Raw genomic sequence first — 2,956 nt, forward strand, 5'->3', positions numbered from 1 at the left:
ATTTGGCGGCTTTATCAAGTTCGCCGTTGAAGTAATAGGCGTTTCCCAATTTTTTAAACATATCTACCGATTTATATCCTTTTTCCGCTACTCTTTCATAGGTTTTTATAGCATCTACGTAAGCATAATTATCGTATTTTTTATCGGCTGCAGTTACCCTAGCTTTTTGGGAGTAAATGTTAAATGAAAAAACACTTACTATTGTTATGTAAAGGAGTGTACTATTTTTCATAATAATTAATTTTTAGAAGAATCTTGGAGTACTGATTTTATCTTTTTTTTTGATTTTTTTTAGAAGCAACTGCTTCTAATTTTTGCTTTAACTTTTCCAACACTTCATTGGCTTTACCAGTTTCACCTATGAATTTTAAAGATTGGGCATATTGATTATAATATTTTGGATCTAGATCACTAGTCAGTGCAAATAGTTCACCATACCATTTTGCAGCTTTTTCCATTTCAGCATAGGAGTAATAGGAATTTCCTAGCTTTTGAAACAAATCCACTGATTTATATCCTTTTTCTGCCACTCTTTCGTATGTTTTTATGACATCGATATAAGCATACTGGTCATTTATTTTATTGGTCACATAAAAATTTTCGTTTTGCGAGTAAATTTTAAATGATATAAAACTTAATGCTGTGGCTATGTAAAGAATTATATTATTTTTCATAATAATTTATTTTTTAGAAAAATCGTGGTGTAATAATTTTGTTATTATTGTTAAATAATTCATAACGCAAAAATATTTCATGCGAACCGGAATTGTAATGATTCAAATTGGTCGTTTCATGATCGTAGCCATATCCTATGTATAAACCTTCTGAAACTTGAAACCCTACCATTGCACTTAATGCTGCACTCCATCTATAGGCTGCGCCAACCACGAATTTATCAATAAACATAAAGTTAGCAGAGACATCGACTTGAAGCGGGGCTCCCGCCACTATTTTGGTTAGTACTGCAGGTTTGAATTTAATGTCATTCTTTAAATCGAATACATAACCAGCAATTAAGTAGTAATTAATTTTTTCTTTGAAAATTGCTACTTCATTATCATCATATCTTTTAGATTCGATAAAATTAGGTACCGAAAAACCAACATAAGCCTTGTCCGAATGTAAATAAACCCCAGCACCAATATTAGGGGTGAATTTATTACTATAATCATGTAGGCTAGGATCATCATAAGCTGGATTTAATCTGGATACATCTAAATCGAAGAGATTAGCAGTAGCTTTGATACCAAATGAAAGTTTAAAAGTCTCGGAAGTTGGGACGGTATAGGACAAGTCAGCGGAGAGTGTATTCTCATGAGTGGGTCCTATTTTATCATTAACGAGAGAGACTCCCAGTCCCAAATTATTTGCGTTCAGCGGCGTATTAACAGATACCGTATTGGTAACTGGCGCGCCGTCCAGTCCTACCCATTGGGTGCGATGCAAAGCAAAAATACTCAGCACTCCTCTTGATCCTGCATAAGCAGGATTAATATTAATGGTGTTGTACATGTATTGTGTAAATTGAGCATCTTGTTGAGCAAAACTTAACATGGCTGTAAACATCAAAACGAAAGAAAATAGTTTTGTTTTCATAGTAGATATTTATTATTTTAAATTAACTATCGAACGAATAAATAAAGAGTTCAACAGGTCAAATTGATAACAGTCTTAGTGTTTATCATTTGAAGATAGGAGCATTGGATTCTATTTTAATAATAACCTGAGGACCTATAAGTCCTCAGGATTTTAAATTTAATTATTTCGTAAGGTATAAATACCCGTCTTTTTTATTGGTCTGAAGGTTACCATTACCGTCTACTGAAGTGTAATTCAAAATGTAAAAGTAAACTCCGCTTGGTAATCCAGAAGACTGGCTGATTGTTGATCTGCCTTGAGAAATACCGTTGAAAACCCTTGATGTATTATTATAACCAGTAGTATCAAAAACTAATATTCCCCAACGGTTATAAATTTCAACCGTATTAGTTGGGTAGCAGTTAATATCATCAATATTATCGATTATAAAATTTTCATTAATTCCATCTCCATTTGGAGAGAAGGCGTTATGAACCAATACAACACCACATGGTAACACTATACCTGCACAAGAATCATCAATGGTCATATTTATTCGAATAGTTCTAGGACAATCGGCATCAGTAATTTTATATTCGAAAACATAAGCAGGATTTTCTGGAGTTGTAATAGGAAGACCAAAAACAGTAAGTACATCTCCTTGTAAGACTGCAGCATTATTTACTGCTGTCCAAGTTCCGGTAGTAGGAGTTCCAACAGGTAATAGACTAGTTAGATTGACAGTTGTCACCTCTCCATTATTACAAGCTGTGCTTGGTATTGTCACCAGACTATTAGTAACAGCTACATTAATAATTTGTTTAAATGTAGATTCGTTTCCACAATTATCGGTTGCAATCCATGTTCTCACAAACGAATAGGAGCCTGCCACCTCATTAATTTTAGGACCTACAGTATATTCTTTTTCAGTCGCTGTAGAGCAATTATCTACGAAAACGAGTGCCGGTTTATCAGGAATAGCATCACAACTTACATCTATAGTTGCGCTAAATGCGGTCGTCGTTGTAGGACCAGTTGTATCCTGAACATTGATAGTTTGAGACGCAGTAGATGAATTTCCACAAGCATCTGTAGCGGTCCAAGTTCTGGTTACAGAATAAGAACCCGCGCACGCACCAGCAGTTGTTACATCAATAGGAGTCAAAGTGATAGCAGAACCACAAGCGTCAGTTGCAGTTGCTTGAGTAAACTCAGGCGTTGCAGGACAAGAGATAGTTACAGTTGCAGGCAATGTAGCGATAACCGGAGCCGTGGTATCCTGAACGTTTATAGTCTGAGTTGCGGTAGATGAATTTCCACAAGCATCTGTAGCGGTCCAAGTTCTGGTTACAGAATAAGAACCCGCACACGCACCATT

At 35.3% G+C, this 2,956-nt stretch carries 3 protein-coding genes and 1 pseudogene; all 4 read right to left on the bottom strand.

The features are described from left to right. Positions 1-232 (bottom strand): annotated as a pseudogene (locus ACFX5F_RS16115) (OmpA family protein); the annotation flags it as partial. A gap of 37 nt (positions 233-269) precedes the next feature. Further along, on the bottom strand, positions 270-674 hold the full coding sequence (locus ACFX5F_RS16120) for a tetratricopeptide repeat protein (RefSeq protein ID WP_379853048.1): 405 nt from the start codon (positions 672-674) through the stop codon (positions 270-272). Positions 675-687: 13 nt separating this feature from the next. Beyond that, positions 688-1,596 carry a PorP/SprF family type IX secretion system membrane protein gene (locus ACFX5F_RS16125; RefSeq protein ID WP_379853049.1) on the bottom strand — a complete coding sequence of 303 codons (909 nt, stop codon included), beginning with the start codon at positions 1,594-1,596 and terminating at the stop codon, positions 688-690. A gap of 163 nt (positions 1,597-1,759) precedes the next feature. Next, a partial coding sequence (locus ACFX5F_RS16130; RefSeq protein WP_379853050.1) for a T9SS type B sorting domain-containing protein occupies positions 1,760-2,956 on the bottom strand: 1,197 nt, incomplete at its 5' end.

Source organism: Flavobacterium zhoui (assembly GCF_042787235.1).
GTDB classification, from domain to species: domain Bacteria; phylum Bacteroidota; class Bacteroidia; order Flavobacteriales; family Flavobacteriaceae; genus Flavobacterium; species Flavobacterium zhoui.

Coding starts and splice junctions, on each gene's coding strand:
- ACFX5F_RS16120 (WP_379853048.1), bottom strand. CDS start 674: ATGAAAAATAATATAATTCTTTACATAGCCACAGCATTAAGTTTTATA.
- ACFX5F_RS16125 (WP_379853049.1), bottom strand. CDS start 1,596: ATGAAAACAAAACTATTTTCTTTCGTTTTGATGTTTACAGCCATGTTA.